Here is a 17,711-nt window from a genome sequence, read left to right as displayed (position 1 = left end):
CATGCTGGCGCATGTTTTTCAAAGGCCGGTTTTGATCGCCGGCAAAAACGGTGAAACGAATGGATCAGTGAAAATGCGGATATGCAGTCTGATTTCCGGCGTCCGGGCTTCGCCGCGCGAATTTTTATTTTTGCGAATCAAAGCCGGAAGTAACCGATCCCGCTCGTACGCAACACTGAAAACCGGGACTGCCGCGCGCAATCCCGAAATTGGTTCGCAGACACCGCCACCAGCGCCGCGCATCGACAAAGCGCGCAGCCTCCCGCCTGAATCGGCACGCCGCGCGAAGAAAAGGAAAAGCCGGAACCCGTTACGAAAACAGGCTCATCAGATAAAGCATCGGCCTGAACGAAACCGGCCGCGCGTCGGGATTCGCCCACAAGCGCACCGCATAGACCGCGTAGGCCGGCACTTCGCGCCAGCTCGAATAGACGTCGCGCAACTGGAAGCGGCGCGGATACACGGCGAAGATGTTCGCCCGCGCGATGCCGACGCGTTCGAACGCGAGGCGCGCCCGCGCGAGGTGGTAATACTGGCTGACGATCACCACGCGCGACACGCGGTGCGCCTGCAGATAGGCGAGCGTATGCTGCGCCGTCGCGAGCGTGTTGTCGCCGTGGTCGTCCACCGCGATCCGGTCGGCCGGCACCCCGCGCGCCACGAGATAGTCGCGCATCGCGGTCGCCTCGTTCAGCCCCGGGCCGTCGATCGCGCCGCTGACCAGGAACGCCGGGCACTGCCCCGTTCGATAGCAGCGCACGCCGACGTCGAGCCTTGCGGCCAGCACCGGCTTCGGCGCGCCGGTTTCGTCGAGCGCGTTGCCGAAGATCACGGCGACGTCGGCCGGCTCGCTCGGCATCCGCATCCCGTACGCGACGAGCGCGACGGCCGCCGCGATCCAGAGGCAGGCGACGATGGCCAGCAGGCGGCCGAAGCGCGCAAAAAAGCGCCGTCTCATGTGTTTTTTCAAGATTTTCGGTCTCTCAGGTCGTCGGGCGCGTATCGGCTGGGCGGCCCGGCCCGAAACGGGCGCGTAACGCTAGCATGGCGCGCGTTCGGGTGTCCACGCGACGAATCGATGGCGGACCGATGCCGGCCTGCCGGCCACTTCTAACAGTCGGCCGGACACGCTTGCCCTGCGACGCGGCCACGCCCTGCGGAGATCGAAAGAAGGTGAACGACCGCGCCGCGATGCGCGGTCCGGCACGGCCCGGCTCAGTCGACCGGGCACATCGCGAGCCGCCCCATCGCCTCGCCGGCCCCGCGTACCGCGCAGGTCGCCGGCTCGTCGGCGATCCGCGCGACGAGCCCCGTCTCGTCGTACAGCAGGCGTTCGAGGTCCGCGAGCAGCGCGCCGCCGCCCGTCAGCACCAGGCCGCGATTCGCGATGTCGGTCACGAGCTCGGCCGGTGCATTCTCCAGCACCGACTTCACCGCGCCGATCACCTGCTTGAGCGGCGCGGCCAGCGCGTCGGCCACGTCATGGTTGGACAGCTCGATCGAGCGCGGCAGGCCGTCGCCGACACCGCGCCCGACCGCGCGCGTCGACCTGCGCGGCACCGCGCTGGTGGCCGAGCCGATCGTCTGCTTGACGTGCTCGGCCGTCTGCTCGCCGAGCAGCACGCCATACAGGTTGCGGACATGATTGACGATCGCCGCGTCGAACTGGTTGCCGCCGACGCGAATCGCCTCGCGGTAGACGATACCGCCGAGCGCGATCACCGCGACCTCGGTCGTGCCGCCGCCGATGTCGACGACCATCGAGCCGACCGGCTCGGTCACCGGCAGGCCCGCGCCGAGCCCGGCCGCGAGCGCTTCCTCGATCAGTTCGACCTCCGATACACCCGCCGCGAACGCGGCCTCGCGGATCGCGCGGCGCTCGACGGCCGTCGCATCGGACGGTACGCACAACGTCACTTCGACCCGACGGCCGAAGCGCGAACGCGTGCGCGACATGTCGATGAAGCTGCGGATCATCTGTTCGGCCGCGTGCGCGTCGGCGATCACGCCGTGCCGCATCGGCCGCACGGCTTCGAGATGCCCCGGTTCGCGGCCGAGCAGCGCCTTCGCGAGCTCGCCGACGGCCTCGAGCGTCGGCCGCGCGTCGGTCGCGCCGCCCTTGCGGAAGCAGACGACCGACGGCTGGTTCAGCACCACGCCGCGTTCGTGCGTATAGATCCGCGTACTCGCCGTTCCAGGGTCGATCGCAACGGGTTGCGCAAACAACTTTCCGAACAGCGGTGTCGACATATCAGGCCTTTGTATTCGAACGGACAGGCAGCCGCGCCGCATTTCCGCGGTGCGTCCATGCCGCCCCATCACGAGCTTAGCGGCAATTCGTTCCGATACTTTAGGCAATTCCGATGATTTTTTCGCGACGGAATTGTCAAAAATGCCGTTCGGCGCACGCCCAGCTACGCACCGGCCGCTCGCGCGGCGCCTGTAAAACACGGTAATCTCTCGGTCTCGCCTGCTCCCGGCAGGCCTCAGACGCCCGATCTCGCCAGGTATGTTCCCCATGACAGCGACCGTTTTCTTCCGCTGGGCGCGGCTGCGCCCGCTTTGCACGACGCTCGTCGCCTGCTGGTGCTGCACGGTCGCCGCGCAATCGCTGCCGGCCGCCGAACCCTCGGCCGCCCCGGTCGTCGCCGCCAGCGCACCCGCTGCCACGCCCGCCGCATCCGCCCACATCTGCGAAGCCGACGGCGGCCCGGCCGGCCGCCCGTCGATCGGCCTCGTGCTGTCCGGCGGCGGCGCGCGCGGCTATGCGCACCTCGGCGTCCTGAAGGTGCTGGAGGACAACCGCATCCCGATCGACTGCATCGCGGGCACCAGCATGGGCGCCGTGGTAGGCGGCCTGTACGCGAGCGGCATCGCCGCCGACGAGATGCAGAAGCGGCTGTCGGAGGTCAATCTTGCGGACATCGCGTTCGACGTGACGGACCGCGCGGACCTGCCGCAAACCAGCCGGGAGGACGAACGCCTGTACATCAACGGGCTGACGCTCGGCTTCGGCAAGAACGGCGTGAAGGCGCCGGTCGGGCTCGTGCAGGGCAACCGGCTGCAGGCGCTGCTCGCGAACTGGACGGCCGCCGTGCCGACCAACCAGCCGTTCGACCGCCTGCCGATCCCGTACCGCGCGGTCGCGACCGACCTGCAGACGGGCCAGATGGTCGTGCTCGACCACGGCTCGCTGCCGCTCGCGATCCGCGCGAGCATGGCGATGCCGGGCCTGTTCGCGCCGGCCGAAATCAACGGGCGCGCGCTCGTGGACGGCGGGCTCGTCAGCAACCTGCCCGTCGACACCGCGCGGCAGATGGGCGCGAACATCGTGATCGCGGTCGACATCGGCTCGCAACTGCGCCCGCTCGACGCGCTCGCGTCGCCCGCCGACGTGATGCAGCAGATGGTCGGCATCCTGATCCGCCAGAACGTGACCGCGCAGCGCAAGCAGCTCGACGCGCAGGACGTGCTGCTCACGCCGGACCTCGGCTCGCTCGCGTTCACCGATTTCCAGAACGCGAAGCAGGCGATCGCCGCCGGCGCGGCCGCCGCGACCGCGGCACTGCCGAGGCTGCGGCGCTTCGCGCTCACGCCGGAACAGTACGCGGCCTACCGGTCGGCGCACGCGCAGCCGCTGCCGCCGCCGATCCGGATCACGCGCATCGAGATCAAGACCTCCGGCGGCGTGCCGACGAGGGTCGTCAGCAACGCGCTGCACGTGAAACCGGGCGACATCTACGATCCCGACACAGTCAGCAAGGATTTGCTCGGGCTCACGACGGGCGGCAACTTCGAGAGCGTCACGCAGCAGATCGTGAGCCACGGCGACGACAACGTCCTCGAAATCAACGCGCGCGAGAAATACTGGGGGCCGAATTTCCTGCTGTTCGGGCTCGGCATGTCGAGCAGTTCGACCGACGAGGGCGGCTTCCGCCTGCATGTGGGCTACCGGCGGCCGTGGCTGACCGATTCAGGGCTCGAATTCCGCGCGGACACGACGATCGGCAGCGACCTGCAATCCGCGCGCATCGAGTTCCGCCAGCCGCTGTCGACGGCGTACGGCGTCTATCTGTCGCCGTACGCGGAATATCAGCGCCGCTACGCGAACCTGTACGACGACAGCGGCGACGTGAAGATCACGCAATACCTGATGCAGACCGCGCGCGCCGGGATCGACTTCGGCCTGCCGATCGGGCGGCTCGGCGATTTCCGGATCGGCCTCGGTTACGTGACCGGGCACGGCTCGCCAACCTACAACGTGCCGTTCGACGACGGCAACGGCCAGACGCTGCTGTGGCCGAGCTTCACGTCGCAGGCGCTGACGGCGCGCGCGCGGCTCGTCATCGACCAGCTCGACGATCCGCTGTTTCCGCGCAAGGGCTATTTCACCGAGCTGCGTGTCGAACGCTCGCTGGTGTCGCGCAACGGGGGATCGGCGTCGTCGTTCGACGACAGTATCAACAACGCGCCCTACACCGAGATCTACGGCAAGGCGATGGTGGCGCAGCAGTTCGGCCGGCACAGCGTCAGTGCGACGATCGAAGGCGGCAAGAGCATCGGCGGCACCAACCTGATCAACGCGTTCAACTTCACGCTCGGCGGCTTCCAGCATCTGTCCGCGTATGCGGCCGACCAGTTGAACGGCAACGAGCTCGCCTATGCGCAGGTCACCTACATGAACCAGTTGATGACGTTCAACGCGTCGCCGGTCAAGGCGCTGTCGGTGGGCGCCAGCGCGGAAGTCGGCAACGTGTGGTCGAGCGGCCAGCAGATCGGCGGCGGCGCGCTCAAGCAGAGCTATACGTTCTTCACGAGCCTGTCGACCGCGTTCGGGCCCGTCTACATCGGCGTGGCGCTCGCGCCGAGCGGCCGTCGCAACTTCTATCTGCAGCTCGGTCGCACGTACTGAGCGTGTCGAGACTCGGGCCTCGCGCGGCGGCGTATCGCTACACCGGCCAGCTGATCTCGAAGCGCGCGCCGCCGAGTTCGACCGGATCGACGACCGCGATCCGGCCGTTGTGCGCATGGAGCACCTGCCGCGTGATCGACAGGCCGAGCCCATAGCCGCCGGTGCGGCGGTCGAGGCGCACGAATGCGTCGAAGATCCGCTCGCGCTCGCTCTCCGGCACGCCGGGGCCGTCGTCCTCGACGAAGATCCCGATGTTGCCGTGCACGAGCGAGATCCCGACGACGATCCGCGATTTCGCGTACTTGCTCGCGTTGCGCAACAGGTTGCGCATCGCATACGACATCAGCCGCCGGTCCATCCTCACGCGCAGGTCCGACGCGATCGCGATGCGTGATTCGATCGAGCGCTCCGGATACAGCAGTTGCGCGTCGCTGACCTGATGCTCGAACCACGCGACGGGCGCCGTCATCTCGAGGTTCGACTGCAGCGAGCTGTATTCGAGCCGCGCATACGTGAGGCTCATGTCGATCAGCTCTTCAAGCTCGGTCACGTCCTGCGCGATGCTCTCGAGCGCGCCCTGGTATTCGGCCGCGGAGCCCGGCTCGCGCAGCATTTCGAGCGCGAAACGCACGCGCGCGAGCGGCGTGCGCAACTCGTGCGAGATGCCGTTCGTCAGATCGCGCTGCGCGGCGATCAGCCGTTCCATGCGCATCGCGAGCGCATTCAGCGTGCGCGCGAGCGGGCCGATGATCACGCTGTGCGATTCGCGCGCCCGCGTGTTGAAGCGGCCGCCCGTGAAATCGATCGCGCGCTCGCGCACCATCACGAGATCCGACCACACGGGCCGCATCCACCGGTATGCGGCGAGCGCGGGCGCGGCGAACACGAATGCGAGCACGATCCAGATGTCGCCGGGCAGCGAGTCGAACGCATGCCATACGACCTGCGGCGACAATTCGACGCACAGCGCGAGCGCCGGCACGAGCGCGGTCAGCAGCACGAGGCCGAGTAGATGCAAGTAGGTGCGCACGTAGAGGCGCGACCAGCTCGGAATGCGGTCGGCGCGCGTATCGGTCCATGCGCGACGGAAATGCAGCCAGCGCCATTTGACGTAGCGCAGCGTCGGCAGCGGCGGCGCATCGGGGTGCGAACGGGTTCGTCGGATCATCGCGGCTCCCGGCCGGCGGGTGAAAGGCCCGCGCGGAACGTGACGGCATCGCACGACGGCCGGGTCATTCCCACGCGTGCTTGCTGAATTGATAACCCTTGCTGCGGATCGTCTTGATCCGCTGCGGGTTGCTCGCGTCGTCGCGCAGCTTGCGACGCAGCTTCGAGATGCGCCCGTCGATCGTGCGGTCGAGCCCGTCGAATTCGACGCCGCGCAACTGCAGCATCAGGTCGTCGCGGCTGACGACTTCGCCCGCATGACACACCAGCGCCCACAGCAGGTCGAATTCGGCCGACGTCAGGTCGGGCGTGCTGCCGTCGGGCAGCACGACGGAGCGGTCGGTGCGGTCGATCGAGAACTTGCCGAACGCATAGCGCTCGGGCTGCGGCGCGGTGCTCTCGGCCACGCGCGCGGGCGCGCGGCGCAGCTGGGCCTTGATCCGCGCGAGCAGGATGCGCGGTTCGACCGGCTTGTGCACGTAGTCGTCCGCGCCGAATTCGAGGCCGAGCAGTTCGTCGAACGGCTCGTCGCGGGCCGTCACCATGATGATCACGCCGTCGTACTGCTTGCGCGCCTCGCGGCAGATTTCGAAGCCGTCCTTGCCCGGCAGGTTCACGTCGAGAATGACGAGATCGGGACGAATGGACAGGATCGCCGGCACCGCGGCGTCACCATGCAGCACAGTGTCGACTTCATAGTCGTTCTTGCGCAGGTAGCCGGCGATCAGCGTGGACAGGCGGGTGTCGTCTTCGACGAGCAGGATGCGAAAAGACATGGGCAACGGTCGGATCATCGAGGAGGCCGCGGCGGCGCCGGCCGGTGCCGGACGCCGGCCATCGGCCGAAACGTACCGCATGATACTGCGCCCGCCGATTGCCTGTTCAGAGGTCTTGAAAATAAGGGCGCGATGTCGGTCGAGCTTGACGAAATGGTGGCGGGACGGTTCCATACGGGCTCGCCAGAATTCGGGCTACTCACCTGCCCGCCTGACTTGATGAATTACCAGACGATCCTCGAACGCATCCATACCGAACTCACCCCCTGGATTGGCCAGGGGCGGGTTGCCGACTACATTCCCGAGCTCGCGAAAGTGCCCGCCGACAAGTTCGGGATGGCCGTCGTCACGCTTGACGGAAACGTTTTCACGGTCGGCGACGCGCACGAGCGCTTCTCGATCCAGAGCATCTCGAAGCTGTTCGCGTGCACGCTCGCGTTCCAGTTGCTGGGCGACGAACTGTGGGAACGGGTGGGCCGCGAGCCGTCCGGCAACGCGTTCAACTCGCTGGTCCAGCTGGAAAGCGAGCGCGGCAAGCCGCGCAACCCGTTCATCAACGCCGGCGCGCTGGTCGTCACCGACGTGCTGTGCCGCCGCTTCGTGCAGGCCGAGACGGCGCTCGTCGAATTCGTCAGGCGGCTGATCGGCTCGAACGACATCGACTACGATTCGCGCGTCGCGCAGTCGGAGCTGCAGCACGCGGAGCGCAACCGCGCGATGGCGCACTTCATGGCGAGCTTCGGCAACATGCAGATGCCGCCCGACACGGTGATCGATGCGTATTGCCGCCAGTGCGCGATCACGATGAACTGCGTCGAGCTTGCGCGCGCCGCATTGTTCCTCGCGAACGGCGGCGTCGCGCCGGTGACCGGCGAGCGGATCGTCGATTCGAGTTCCGCGAAGCGGCTGTCCGCGCTGATGCTGACCTGCGGCACCTATGATGCGGCCGGCGATTTCGTGTATCGCGTGGGGTTGCCCGCGAAGAGCGGTGTCGGCGGCGGGATCGTCGCGGTGCTGCCCGGCGAGATGGCCGTGTGCGTGTGGGCGCCGGGGCTCGATGCGAACGGGAATTCGCTGGCGGGGACGCTGGCGCTGGAGTGGTTGACGACTTATTCGGGAAGGTCGATTTTTTGAGGCGAAAAAGTCAAGAACAGCTCATTGAGTGTAATGGCGGTGCTCGCCAACACACTAACCGGAGAATTCGTCCTTCGGCAGCAATCGCCCCCAAAGCACTCGGCTACTGATACTCGACCCAGTAGGTTGTCACGCGCTTGCCGTTCCGCGCGTGTTGCTCGAACTGAAAGCAGGGACGAACGGTAGCTAAATCAAGGCCATCATCCCTGCGATCGCTGGAATACACGGCTCCAACAACTCCGGCGGCACACCAAAGGCACCCGTCCTTTCCTCCAGAGTGACCAATAGCGAAAGCCCTAGCGCCATTTGAGCGATCGTTGTGAGATCATCTTCTGGGTATTTTTTTTGAAGTTCCGCGCAGGCATTTACCACTCTTGTGCGAAACTTATCGCAGAATCTAAGTTTATAGCCCGCTTCCAGGACATCTTCCTCATCGACCTCTTCTTCTGCGGCGAGAGGCTCGCGAATGATTAGATTCACCTGTCGCAAAAAATCGATCAATACCGATAAATACATGGAACGGGCGTGTCTCTTGCTTTCCTCGCTCACTGAAAAGCTTTCGCGTCCTATCGCATGCGAAACAAGCATAGCATAGTGCTCGTACCGCGCTCGCCAGATCAACTGCGGCAGGGTTGCTTCTGAAAATACATTCTCCTCATTGAATACTACTCTTATACTCGGCTTGCGCTGGGTATAGAAATCCCATTCGCTTAGCTCCATCTTCGGCAGGTAGAACAATCCCTTCTTTTTATCAACATTCCAGAACACAAGAATACACAACTCCTTGCTTCGTAGCCACTTGAACATGTGGGCGAAGTCGACATAGCGGACGATTTCGCCGCTAGCCTGACGATACTTTTCGATATCGACAGTTCCCTTCACTTGTACCCATATTTTGAAATGCTCCACCTGTCCGTCGAAAGATGGTTGGATCAAAAGGTCCTCGCCATAGTCAGCTTTTATACTATCGACCGCGCACTGGTGATCAATAAACACGCCCGCGACTTGGTTTACTGCTTTTTCACCAGTGCCGTGAGTTTCCTCTGGCATTTTCATATATTCATCAATAGCCATGATCGCTCTGTTTTTTGATAACTGTCTGAATTTAATTTCAATTGAATATGGGACGGCTGATCTTTTGAGGTGTTGAGGGTAAGCGCACTACATCTGGCGCAACGGCGCTCGATTCATATCTGTGCGGCCGCACTCCGGGTTGTTGGATGGGTCACTTAAGAACAATGACTTTCCCACCGTTGTGCTCGAACTCGGAGCGAGTCGTACGACTGACCTCCTGCGCCAGAGAGTCACTGTGAAGAATGTCTCGAAAAAGCACTTTTGGTGGCCGATACGCCTCCCGGAACATCTGGAACGACCTGCCCGCGTCGCTCGAGCCGACTTCTTCGACACGCGCCAGCCATGAACACCTGAGATCGGAACGCCTAAGCGTGGCGTTTACCCGGTGTTCAACAGCAAGATAACCGTCCGTGCCGTCTGCGATTGCGCGGAACTCTTCTGCCGTTACCTGCGTCACGACGATTTCCGGTCGGTCTGTGCTGGTTAAGGACACCCATCCCATAGTCGCCATGTCGGTGTCGGCAGAAAATTCAACGATCGGAAATTGCTCCGCGCCGGCATTCGACTGTAACCAGACGATGGTGTCGTAAATAGTGGTCATGGTAGAGGGCAGAGAATTGGCAAATCAACTCGTGCAGCCAGCGCGACAGGATCGATTGTCGACGAACGATACAACCATATGAGCGACCAAGAATGGCCCGTTCTCGCCCGACAGTTTCCGGGTTCTCTCATCTGGCTGCGAGGCCGTCGACGGGGCTACCGATAACCTGCTCCATCAGCCAGCGCCGAGCAATGTCGGTGCATAGCGATGGCCGCTCCAGCGTTGGAAAGTGCCCGCATCCTCCAGCATCTCGAAGGGAGCATGCGGCATCAGCTTGGCGATCCGGCGGCCCACATCGATCGGAACGAAGCGATCTGCCTCGCCCCATATGAGAAGTGTCGGAATCGCACTCGCGGCCAGCGTCGACCAACGATCGGAGCGAGTCAAAGTCGCATCGGATTGTCGCGCAAACATGTCGGCACCTGTATCGCGAGCCATTTGAACAAATGCTGCTCCCGACCTGAAATCTACGGGGGAATGGCGTTTTCGGCAAATTCGGCGATAACTTGCTCATGCTCGCCCTCTCGAATCCTCCGGCTGGTGTCGCGAACACGATCCGGATACGGGTGTAGCCCGGGCTGACAGTTCAACAACCACAGTCCACGCACACGCCGGGGCGCGCACGCGACGACCTCCATCGCGATACAGCCACCGTAGGCCGCGCCTGCAATGATGAATCGGCCGCCCATGCCTCAGCAGCCGAAAGACGCGTCGGCTTGACTCGAGCCGCCCTAAAATGGGTAATAAAGGGTGTCACGACGTGATTCCAAGGAGGCACCATGACTGAGCACGACAAGGTGTTCGCGGGCTCGATCCCGAAGTCCTACGACACGCTGATGGTCCCGCTGATCTTCGACGCCTATGCCGCCGACATGGCGGAGCTCGTCGCGGCCTCTTCGCCCGGCTCGGTGCTTGAAACGGCGGCCGGCAGCGGCGCGGTCACGCGGGCGCTGGCGCCAAAACTCCGGATTGGCGCGCGCTACGTGGTGACCGATCTCAACCAACCGATGCTTGACTATGCCGCCGCCAGGCAGGGTGCCGACAACCGTATCGAATGGAGGCAGGCGGATGCGCTCGACCTGCCGTTCGAGGACGCGTCATTCGACGTCGTTTGCTGCCAGTTCGGCGCGATGTTTTTTCCCGACCGAATCGCCGGCTACGCCGAGGCACGCCGCGTGCTGAAACCGGGCGGCCGTTTTGTCTTCAGTGTCTGGGACCGCATCGAAGAAAACGCCTTTGCCGACGACGTCACCCACGCCGTCGCCGCGTTATTTCCGCGCGACCCGCCAAGATTCCTCGCCCGAACGCCGCACGGCTATCACGACGTTGCTCGAATCCGGGAGGATCTGGCGCGCGCCGGGTTCGCACACATCGAGGTCGAGACACGGGCGAAAGTGAGTTGCGCACCGTCGGCACGCGATGCAGCCACCGCTTATTGCCTCGGAACGCCGCTGAGAAACGAAATCGAGGCGCGCGACACGGAATTGCTTCAGCTCGCCGTGGATCGTGCTGCGGAGTTGATCGCCAGCCGCCATGGAGAAGGCCCGGTGAGCGGCAAGATTCAGGCACATGTGATCGTGGCAGCCCGGTAAGGGGCTCGGTGCGTGCCTGTTGCACGCCCGGGCGTCGCGCGCGGCAGGCGGCCGATCGACAAATGCCCGGTGCGCTCACGCGTCTTGCGCGAAATTCAACTCGACGCCATTACCCGCCGGATCGCGGAAGAACATCTGTACCTGGCCGGTGAGCGGAACATGCGTGCTTGTGAATGGCACGTTCGCGTCGGTCAGATGACGCGCCGTCGCTTCGGCGTCCGTGCAGGAAAACGCAACGTGATCGAACGTATTGGCGACGCTTGACGGGCGCGACTCGCCCGGCCGCGCTTCCGACAGATGCAGCACCGCCTGCGTGCCCGCATACAGCCAATACCCGAAGCTATTGAACGGCGGACGAAACCCTTCCTGCAGCCCGACGATGTCGACGTAGAAATCGCGAAGCGCGTCGAGTGTCGCCCGATCCGCCCGCAGGTTGTAGTGACTGAATCCGGTAACCGGCATGACGTGTCGCTCTTGTGGATACATCGTGACAGGGGATTGCATCGCGCCGGGCATTGCCCCTTCCAGGCGCTGATTGCGCGAAAGCAGCAGTCACGTAGTGACACCTGAGCGGAGCCGCCCGTCAAAGCCGGCGTCCCGCCGCACCGACCGACAGCCGACGAAGCAATCGCCAGTATATTGCCGGCAATGCAAGAACGGGCCCCCGGCGTGACGATCGCGGGCACACACCACGGCAAACCACCCCTACGAAAATCGCCTCGGCAGCCGCCCTGATTTTCCGGTACAAATCGGGGACGCTTACATTCCCCGCCGGCTACCGGAGACCTTCATTCATGACTCGCCCAGACACACCGGATATCGCTACGACACCCCGCACGAATCCGGGCGGCAGCGCATCCGCGCCGTTTCCCGCCATCGTGCCGCCGAGCACCGCGCTGCTCGTCATGCATTACCAGACCGACATCCTCGGCCTCTTTCCGTCGGTCGCGCCCGGCTTGCTCGCCAATACGCGCCGGCTCTGCGACGCGGCACGGGCAAGCGGTATCAGCGTCTGGTTCGCGAATCTCCGGTTCAGCCCCGGCTATCCGGAAGTCAGCCCGCGCAACAAGAACGGCCAGGGCATCAAGCAGCTCGGCCTGTTCATCGACGACGGTACGTGCCCGGAGCTGGGGCAGCGGCCCGAAGAACCGCTGATCATTGCACACCGCGCCAGCGTGTTCTTCGGCACCGATCTGCAAACGCGGCTGGTCGAGCAAGGCATCGATTCGCTGATCATGGTCGGCATCGCGTCGACAGGCGTGATGCTGTCGTCGATCGCCCACGCGAGCGACGCGGACTTCCGCCTGTACACCGTCAAGGATTGCTGCTACGACCCGGACCCGGTGGTTCACGAGCATCTGTTCTCGACCGCGTTCGAATCGCGCACGACGGTGCTGTCGCTCGACGATGCGTTGCGTCTGCTCGGCTAACGAGGTCGATGGTCCGGTGCACGGTGCGCGCCGCCGACGGTAACGACGATACCGGCCCTCGACCGGCATCAGCCAGCAGCGCGTCGCAAATGTCGCATCGAGCGGTGCCGCGACATCCGCTGCCCGCCATAACCGACAGCCGAGAGCCCCCGCCTGACGCACCGGAACCGCTCGGCTGCCGTGCTCACGCATCCAGCCGAAGCCACGACGGGCGACGACGGGCGCGTTGCCGCGCACGCCCCCGCCGTCGTCCCCTTACTTCGCGATATACACGCCCAACGTCGGGCACGTGCCCTGCGTATTGCCGTCGGTCACGAGCGATGCGGCGCTCGGGAACTGCGCGGCCGCATTGGTCTTCACCGCGATCCATGCTTCGGTGAAGTAGCTGACGCCATTCGTCTTCGTGCACTTCAGCGACACCGCGCTGCGCGTATTGCTGCCGAACGCGCCTTCGAAGGCCGACAGCAGCTGGTTACGCGTGACCGTCTTGCCTGCGTTCGCCTGCAGGAACGCGTTGAACGACGTGTTGCCGAGCCGGCTGATCATGCCGGACGCCTGGTTCCAGTACGCATCGGGCGTCGCCGAGTTCGAGCAGGTGCCGTGCTTGAACCACTCGTGCTTGTCGAGGCACGACGCGACGCCCGGCATGTACGTCGACAGCGTGTTGCGGGTCGCGCTGCTGATCGGGTAGGCGTCCATGCTGCACCACTGGTGCGCATTGTCGAGGTCGATGTCGTTCTGCGGCACGCCGCAGTAGAACGGCTGGTTGCCGTCGTAGTTGTTCGGCCACAGGCCGTGCAGCGACAGGCTCGTCGCAGCATACGTGCCGGCGAGGTTCGTGCATTCGGGCGTGTCGTGCGACGCGCAGAAGCCGGGCTCCCACGATGCGGCGAGCAACAGGTAGTCGTAGCTGGTCTGCGCGGCGGCGTGCAGCGATGCGGAAGCGACGGCGAGTGCGGCAACGGCGCGGGCGAGCGTCTTGAGCATGGCGTTTCCTCGGAAAAGGCTTGCGGTCGCGGGATGCGCCGCAAGATTGTCGAATGTCCGTCCGCGATTGTTGCCGACGCAACATGGCACGAATGTGAAGGTGGACGAAATAATTTGCGACGGGCCGCTGTCGCACGCGCACCAAGCACGCGTGCGCGACGCAGCGCAGTGCTCCGTGGTCGCCCGCACGCCGGGCAAGCCGGTACGGGTCAGGCCGGCCACGATCGCGAGCGACTGACCATTCGGCGGCGCCACGGGCGTCGCCCTATCCGCACCGGCTCGCGGGCAACCGATTCGCGCACGCACCCGGCCCGCCGTCGCTCACGACCCGGCGCCCAGCTGCGTGCATGCGCGCGCGGCCGATTCGGGGCCTTCGAGCGCAAGGATCTGCCACACGCCGATACTGACGCGCCGGCGCGCCGCCGTCGACGCATCGGACAGCAACGCCTCGACACGCGGTGCGGCGTCCGGCGCCTGCTGCTTCAACGCCGCGTGATGCCGCGCGCGCGATGCCGGTTCGGATTCGTAGACGTCGCACAGGCGCACCATGCCGGCGAGACCGGCGACGTCGTCGTCCTTGTCGATCGCACCGGGCTCGACGGGCGCGAGCCCTTTGCGCTCCGCCGGCGGCAGCTTGTTGCGCGCGCCTTCGTCGATCGCCGCGGCGGAGGCCGGCGGCAGGCCGCCGAGCGCCGCGACGATCCGGCTGCCCGCGGCGATCATGTCGCCCTGGCACTCGATCTTCTCCGCCGCCGCGACGTTCGAGCAGAACGATACCGACGTGCGGTACACGTCGTTGCTCATGCGCGGCACTTCGTCCGCGCTCGCCTGCGCGAAACCGGCGCTCGTCAGCGCCAGCGCGGCGGGAATCAGGATGTGGATTGCTCTCGTCTTGTTCATTGTTGTTCGCATTCGTGGGGGCTTGCAGAGGGGCAACATCGCCGGGCCGCGCGATGGCGGCCTCCGTGACACCGGGCCCTCGTCCGGCGGCACGCAATCACTTCATCGACGCCGCCTCCGATCCGCCGGGCGACAGCGCCGCGTTGTCCTGTTCGCGCCACGTGCGGCGCGACGCCATGATCGCCTTCACCGCCGAACGCGCGACCTTCCACCACGCGAACGGCCGCGGATCGGCGAGCATGCTGAGTGCGCGCGCATAGTCGAGCGTGAGCCCGGGCGTCCATGCCATCGTCACCGCGCGCTTGCGGATCTGCGCGGCGACCCACAGCTCGGGCGTGAGCAGCAGCCGCACGAACGCGCCCCATCCGGCACGCGCGCCCTTGAGCCGCCACACCGCACCGTCGAGCGCGGCTTCGAGCGCGTTCGACACGGTGCTCGAGCAGTTGCGGTGCGTGAGGTTGTACGTCGTGTCCTGCCGGTACGACGTCCAGAACGCGTCCAGCTTCGCCGGATCGTAGTTGCGGATGCGCACGCGCACGGTCGACGGGCACCACGCGTTCGACTCGGTCGCGTAGTCGGGCTGGAACAGGCCCGGCACGTCGTTTTCGCGGGTGGCGCGCAGGATGCGCGTGAATTCGTCCGGAGAACGATCGATTTCGACGCCCGGATAGAGGCTGATGTAGATGCCCTCCGGCGACTCCAGCGCCGCGTGCCCGGTCGAGATCACGCCGTTGACGTCCACCGCCGCGATGTAGCGGTCGATCACCGGATAGTGCTGCGCTTCAGCCTTCGACGTGCCGGTCGGCGTCCACACGTGCACGGTCAGCGCATGCTCGCCGTCGGCCGGCGGGCCGTCCCATTCGGATTGCGTGAAATGCGGCAGGCCGCGCGCATCGTCGACGTCCGGCGCGAGCGCCGGCGCCGGCGACGTCACGAACGCCGGATTGCGCGTCAGCCGCCGCACCCGCGCGGCGAGGCTCAGCATGTGCATCCCGCCGAACATCAGCAGCAGGCCGAGGCAGTACGGCACGGTGCCCACATAGTGCGTCGGGTACGGCTGATAGAAGAAGATCGCCAGCAGGATCTCGACGACGCCCCATGCAAATGCGACGTTCCAGCGGCGATAACGCACCATCCACGCGGCGGTGCACTGCAGCAGGCCGTCGACGAGGAACAGCGTGCCGAAGATCATCGACAGCAGGAAATGGCCGTGATGATGCCCGGCGAACACGAGGCCGGCGGCGACCACGACCGCAATCCCCTTCACGTAGCGCAGGATGCGCTGCCCGCCGACGCCGCTGCCGGCCACCGCGAGCGTCGCAAGCCCTTCGATCAGGAACAGCCACGCAAAGATCTGGATCGGAAAGTGCAGCGCGCCGTCGAGCGCATCGACGAAGATCACGATGCCGGCGGCCACCCATACCCAGCCCAGCACGGTCAGCCCGCGCCAGCGGGTGCGCAGGTATTCGATGCCCAGCAGCAGCAAGACCAGTCGTACCATCGCGCCCTCTCGTGATTTTTCGTGAAACGCGCCGGCCACGCGCTTTCCTGTCGTTTCAACCGCGCGTCGCGCGACGCTCAGGCCGAAAGGCGGCAATTCATACCGGCGCGTCATGCGTCGGCATGATCGATGGCGGCCGGTACGCGTCCGCACCGGCCAAATAATAAGATATGGAGGAGACGGTTGAAAGCGTGACGAAAACGTCGGCGGCGGGGCGACGGCCGGGACCGGCCGCTGCCGTGGCGGATTTCCCGTTCGACAACACGCAGCGGATACGCGAGAATCCGGCTTCCGAGGGCGCAAGCCACTGAACTGAACTGAACCGAACCGCACCAGACGGGACAACAACGAATGAGTCTATCGATCACGCGCCGGCGCCTGCTGGCCGCCGGCATCGCCGCGAGCAGCCTCGCGCTGTCGGGCTGTTTCACGCCGGCGCTCTACGAAAACCGCGACGAAACCTACATCGAGCACGTTTCCGCTTTCATGATCACGAAAGACGGCAAGAAGCTGGTCGTGCTGGGCGAACGCTATCACTACATCTTCGATCTGCCGGACACGCTGCGCCCGGTGCTGACGGCCCGCTATCGCACATCGCTGCACACGTCATTCAGCCGCTTCCGCGTCGACGGCGGCGACGTGACCGGCCAGTACGACACCGTTCTGTCGAAGGATGCGCCGGACGACGCGCGTCAGGCGGCAATCGCCGACGGCTTCAACGCGTCGCACAAACGGATCGAACTCGAAGGCAACGTCGTCGGCAAGCGCTATTCCGCCGAGGGCTTCACGCTGAAACCGGACGGCACCGCGCAAGCATTCAACGAGCGCTATACGGTCGTCATCGACGAAGCGCCGTCCGCCTTCGCGAAGGGGCTCCGGATCCTGGCCACGCCGGTCACCGTGGCGGCCGACGGCGTGCTGGTGCTCGGCGGGGTCCTGCTGCTGCCGGTCGCGTATTTTTCGCTCAAGGACCGGCCGCTCGCCGGGTTCTAGACCCGCCCTGCCCGTCATGCATCCGGCCGGCGCCGGATAGAGGAGCATCGACATGCGCGACCCCTCGCCTCATCCGTCCGCGCTCGGCCCGCAACTCAAGCGCTGGCGCGCGCTGCACCGCATCAAGCAAAGCCACGCGGCGCAGCTGTTCGGCGTCGCGCAATCGACGATCTCGCGCTGGGAAGCCGGCCGCCAGCAGATGTCGCCCGACGAGCGCGCGACGGCCGAGCGGCTGCTCGCCGCCCGCCTCGATTCCGCGGGCGACCGCGCGCTCGCGCGGCTCGTCGCGGGCAGCGCGGGCCGCATGCACCTCGTGTGCGACCTCACGCACCGCCTGCTCGCTGCGTCGCCGGCGCGCGCGGCCGAATTCTCGCAACCGCTGCCGATGCTGCTCGGCACGTCGCTTTGGCGCTACGCGAGCCCGCAGATCATCCGCATGGAAGCCGCGCTCGACACGCTCGGCTGGCGCGATCATGCCGGGCCGCCGAGCGTCGAATTCGACACCGGTGCGAATGCGTCGCGCGTCGTGCCGATCCGCGGCAGCCTGTGCCGGTGGACGCGGATGACACTGTCGGACGGCTCGGCCGCACGGCTCGTGGAGACGCTCCACGATGCGTGATCGCCGGCGCGCCACGATGAACCGC

17 protein-coding genes are annotated in these 17,711 nt (G+C 65.5%); 6 read left to right on the top strand and 11 right to left on the bottom strand.

The genetic code is table 11. The features are described from left to right. Positions 1-310: 310 nt before the first annotated feature. Together HWX08_RS01000 and mreB are read right to left on the bottom strand one after the other, a co-directional pair. Complete coding sequence (locus HWX08_RS01000) at positions 311-958, bottom strand: YdcF family protein (protein ID WP_174922728.1); 648 nt, start codon at positions 956-958, stop codon at positions 311-313. A gap of 257 nt (positions 959-1,215) precedes the next feature. Beyond that, positions 1,216-2,250 (bottom strand): rod shape-determining protein, encoded by a 1,035-nt coding sequence (mreB, locus tag HWX08_RS00995; protein ID WP_069260485.1) that lies wholly within the window; start codon positions 2,248-2,250, stop codon positions 1,216-1,218. Positions 2,251-2,518: 268 nt separating this feature from the next. Between mreB and HWX08_RS00990 the strand changes: the two genes are divergently transcribed. Continuing rightward, a complete protein-coding gene (locus HWX08_RS00990; RefSeq protein ID WP_174922729.1) occupies positions 2,519-4,912 on the top strand; it encodes a patatin-like phospholipase family protein in 2,394 nt (797 codons plus the stop codon). A 37-nt stretch (positions 4,913-4,949) separates the two neighbouring features. Here HWX08_RS00990 and HWX08_RS00985 read toward each other — a convergent pair whose 3' ends face one another. Further along, the gene (locus HWX08_RS00985; RefSeq protein ID WP_174922730.1) at positions 4,950-6,080 is read right to left on the bottom strand and encodes an ATP-binding protein; all 1,131 of its coding nucleotides are present in this window, start codon (positions 6,078-6,080) and stop codon (positions 4,950-4,952) included. Between the two features lie 64 nt (positions 6,081-6,144). Beyond that, positions 6,145-6,855, bottom strand: a complete 711-nt coding sequence (locus HWX08_RS00980; protein WP_069260487.1) for a response regulator — start codon at positions 6,853-6,855, stop codon at positions 6,145-6,147. A gap of 219 nt (positions 6,856-7,074) precedes the next feature. On the opposite strand from HWX08_RS00980, the gene HWX08_RS00975 reads away from it, so the two are divergent. Further along, positions 7,075-7,989, top strand: a complete 915-nt coding sequence (locus tag HWX08_RS00975) for a glutaminase (RefSeq protein ID WP_069260488.1) — start codon at positions 7,075-7,077, stop codon at positions 7,987-7,989. Positions 7,990-8,175: 186 nt separating this feature from the next. Here the strand turns inward: HWX08_RS00975 and HWX08_RS00970 are convergent, their stop codons facing one another. From HWX08_RS00970 to HWX08_RS34245, 3 genes are all read right to left on the bottom strand, one after another. Beyond that, on the bottom strand, positions 8,176-9,063 hold the full coding sequence (locus HWX08_RS00970) for a DUF4365 domain-containing protein (protein ID WP_174922731.1): 888 nt from the start codon (positions 9,061-9,063) through the stop codon (positions 8,176-8,178). A 151-nt stretch (positions 9,064-9,214) separates the two neighbouring features. Continuing rightward, positions 9,215-9,664 (bottom strand): hypothetical protein, encoded by a 450-nt coding sequence (locus tag HWX08_RS00965; protein WP_174922732.1) that lies wholly within the window; start codon positions 9,662-9,664, stop codon positions 9,215-9,217. Between the two features lie 174 nt (positions 9,665-9,838). After that, complete coding sequence (locus HWX08_RS34245; protein WP_244122663.1) at positions 9,839-10,102, bottom strand: alpha/beta fold hydrolase; 264 nt, start codon at positions 10,100-10,102, stop codon at positions 9,839-9,841. Positions 10,103-10,443: 341 nt separating this feature from the next. On the opposite strand from HWX08_RS34245, the gene HWX08_RS00955 reads away from it, so the two are divergent. After that, positions 10,444-11,256 carry a class I SAM-dependent methyltransferase gene (locus HWX08_RS00955; protein WP_174922733.1) on the top strand — a complete coding sequence of 271 codons (813 nt, stop codon included), beginning with the start codon at positions 10,444-10,446 and terminating at the stop codon, positions 11,254-11,256. A gap of 75 nt (positions 11,257-11,331) precedes the next feature. Here the strand turns inward: HWX08_RS00955 and HWX08_RS00950 are convergent, their stop codons facing one another. After that, entirely contained in the window at positions 11,332-11,718 is a 387-nt protein-coding gene (locus tag HWX08_RS00950) for a VOC family protein (protein WP_174922743.1), read from the bottom strand. A 332-nt stretch (positions 11,719-12,050) separates the two neighbouring features. Here HWX08_RS00950 and HWX08_RS00945 point away from each other — a divergent pair, with 332 nt between their 5' ends. Beyond that, a complete protein-coding gene (locus HWX08_RS00945; protein ID WP_174922734.1) occupies positions 12,051-12,686 on the top strand; it encodes a cysteine hydrolase family protein in 636 nt (211 codons plus the stop codon). A 255-nt stretch (positions 12,687-12,941) separates the two neighbouring features. On the opposite strand, the gene HWX08_RS00940 is transcribed toward HWX08_RS00945, so the two are convergent. From HWX08_RS00940 to HWX08_RS00930, 3 genes are all read right to left on the bottom strand, one after another. After that, a complete protein-coding gene (locus HWX08_RS00940) occupies positions 12,942-13,673 on the bottom strand; it encodes a ribonuclease T2 (RefSeq protein ID WP_174922735.1) in 732 nt (243 codons plus the stop codon). A 321-nt stretch (positions 13,674-13,994) separates the two neighbouring features. Continuing rightward, entirely contained in the window at positions 13,995-14,573 is a 579-nt protein-coding gene (locus HWX08_RS00935) for a hypothetical protein (protein WP_069260493.1), read from the bottom strand. Positions 14,574-14,670: 97 nt separating this feature from the next. Next, entirely contained in the window at positions 14,671-16,074 is a 1,404-nt protein-coding gene (locus HWX08_RS00930; protein ID WP_174922736.1) for an HdeD family acid-resistance protein, read from the bottom strand. A 351-nt stretch (positions 16,075-16,425) separates the two neighbouring features. On the opposite strand from HWX08_RS00930, the gene HWX08_RS00925 reads away from it, so the two are divergent. Then, positions 16,426-17,067 (top strand): hypothetical protein, encoded by a 642-nt coding sequence (locus HWX08_RS00925; protein ID WP_069260495.1) that lies wholly within the window; start codon positions 16,426-16,428, stop codon positions 17,065-17,067. A gap of 52 nt (positions 17,068-17,119) precedes the next feature. After that, a complete protein-coding gene (locus HWX08_RS00920) occupies positions 17,120-17,686 on the top strand; it encodes a helix-turn-helix domain-containing protein (RefSeq protein ID WP_069260496.1) in 567 nt (188 codons plus the stop codon). Positions 17,687-17,711 lie beyond the last annotated feature (25 nt).

Origin of the sequence: Burkholderia metallica (assembly GCF_902832845.1) — a bacterium.
GTDB lineage: Bacteria > Pseudomonadota > Gammaproteobacteria > Burkholderiales > Burkholderiaceae > Burkholderia > Burkholderia metallica.
The sequence above is the reverse complement of the archived record's forward strand: the minus strand, read 5'-3'. Positions and strand labels throughout refer to the sequence as shown.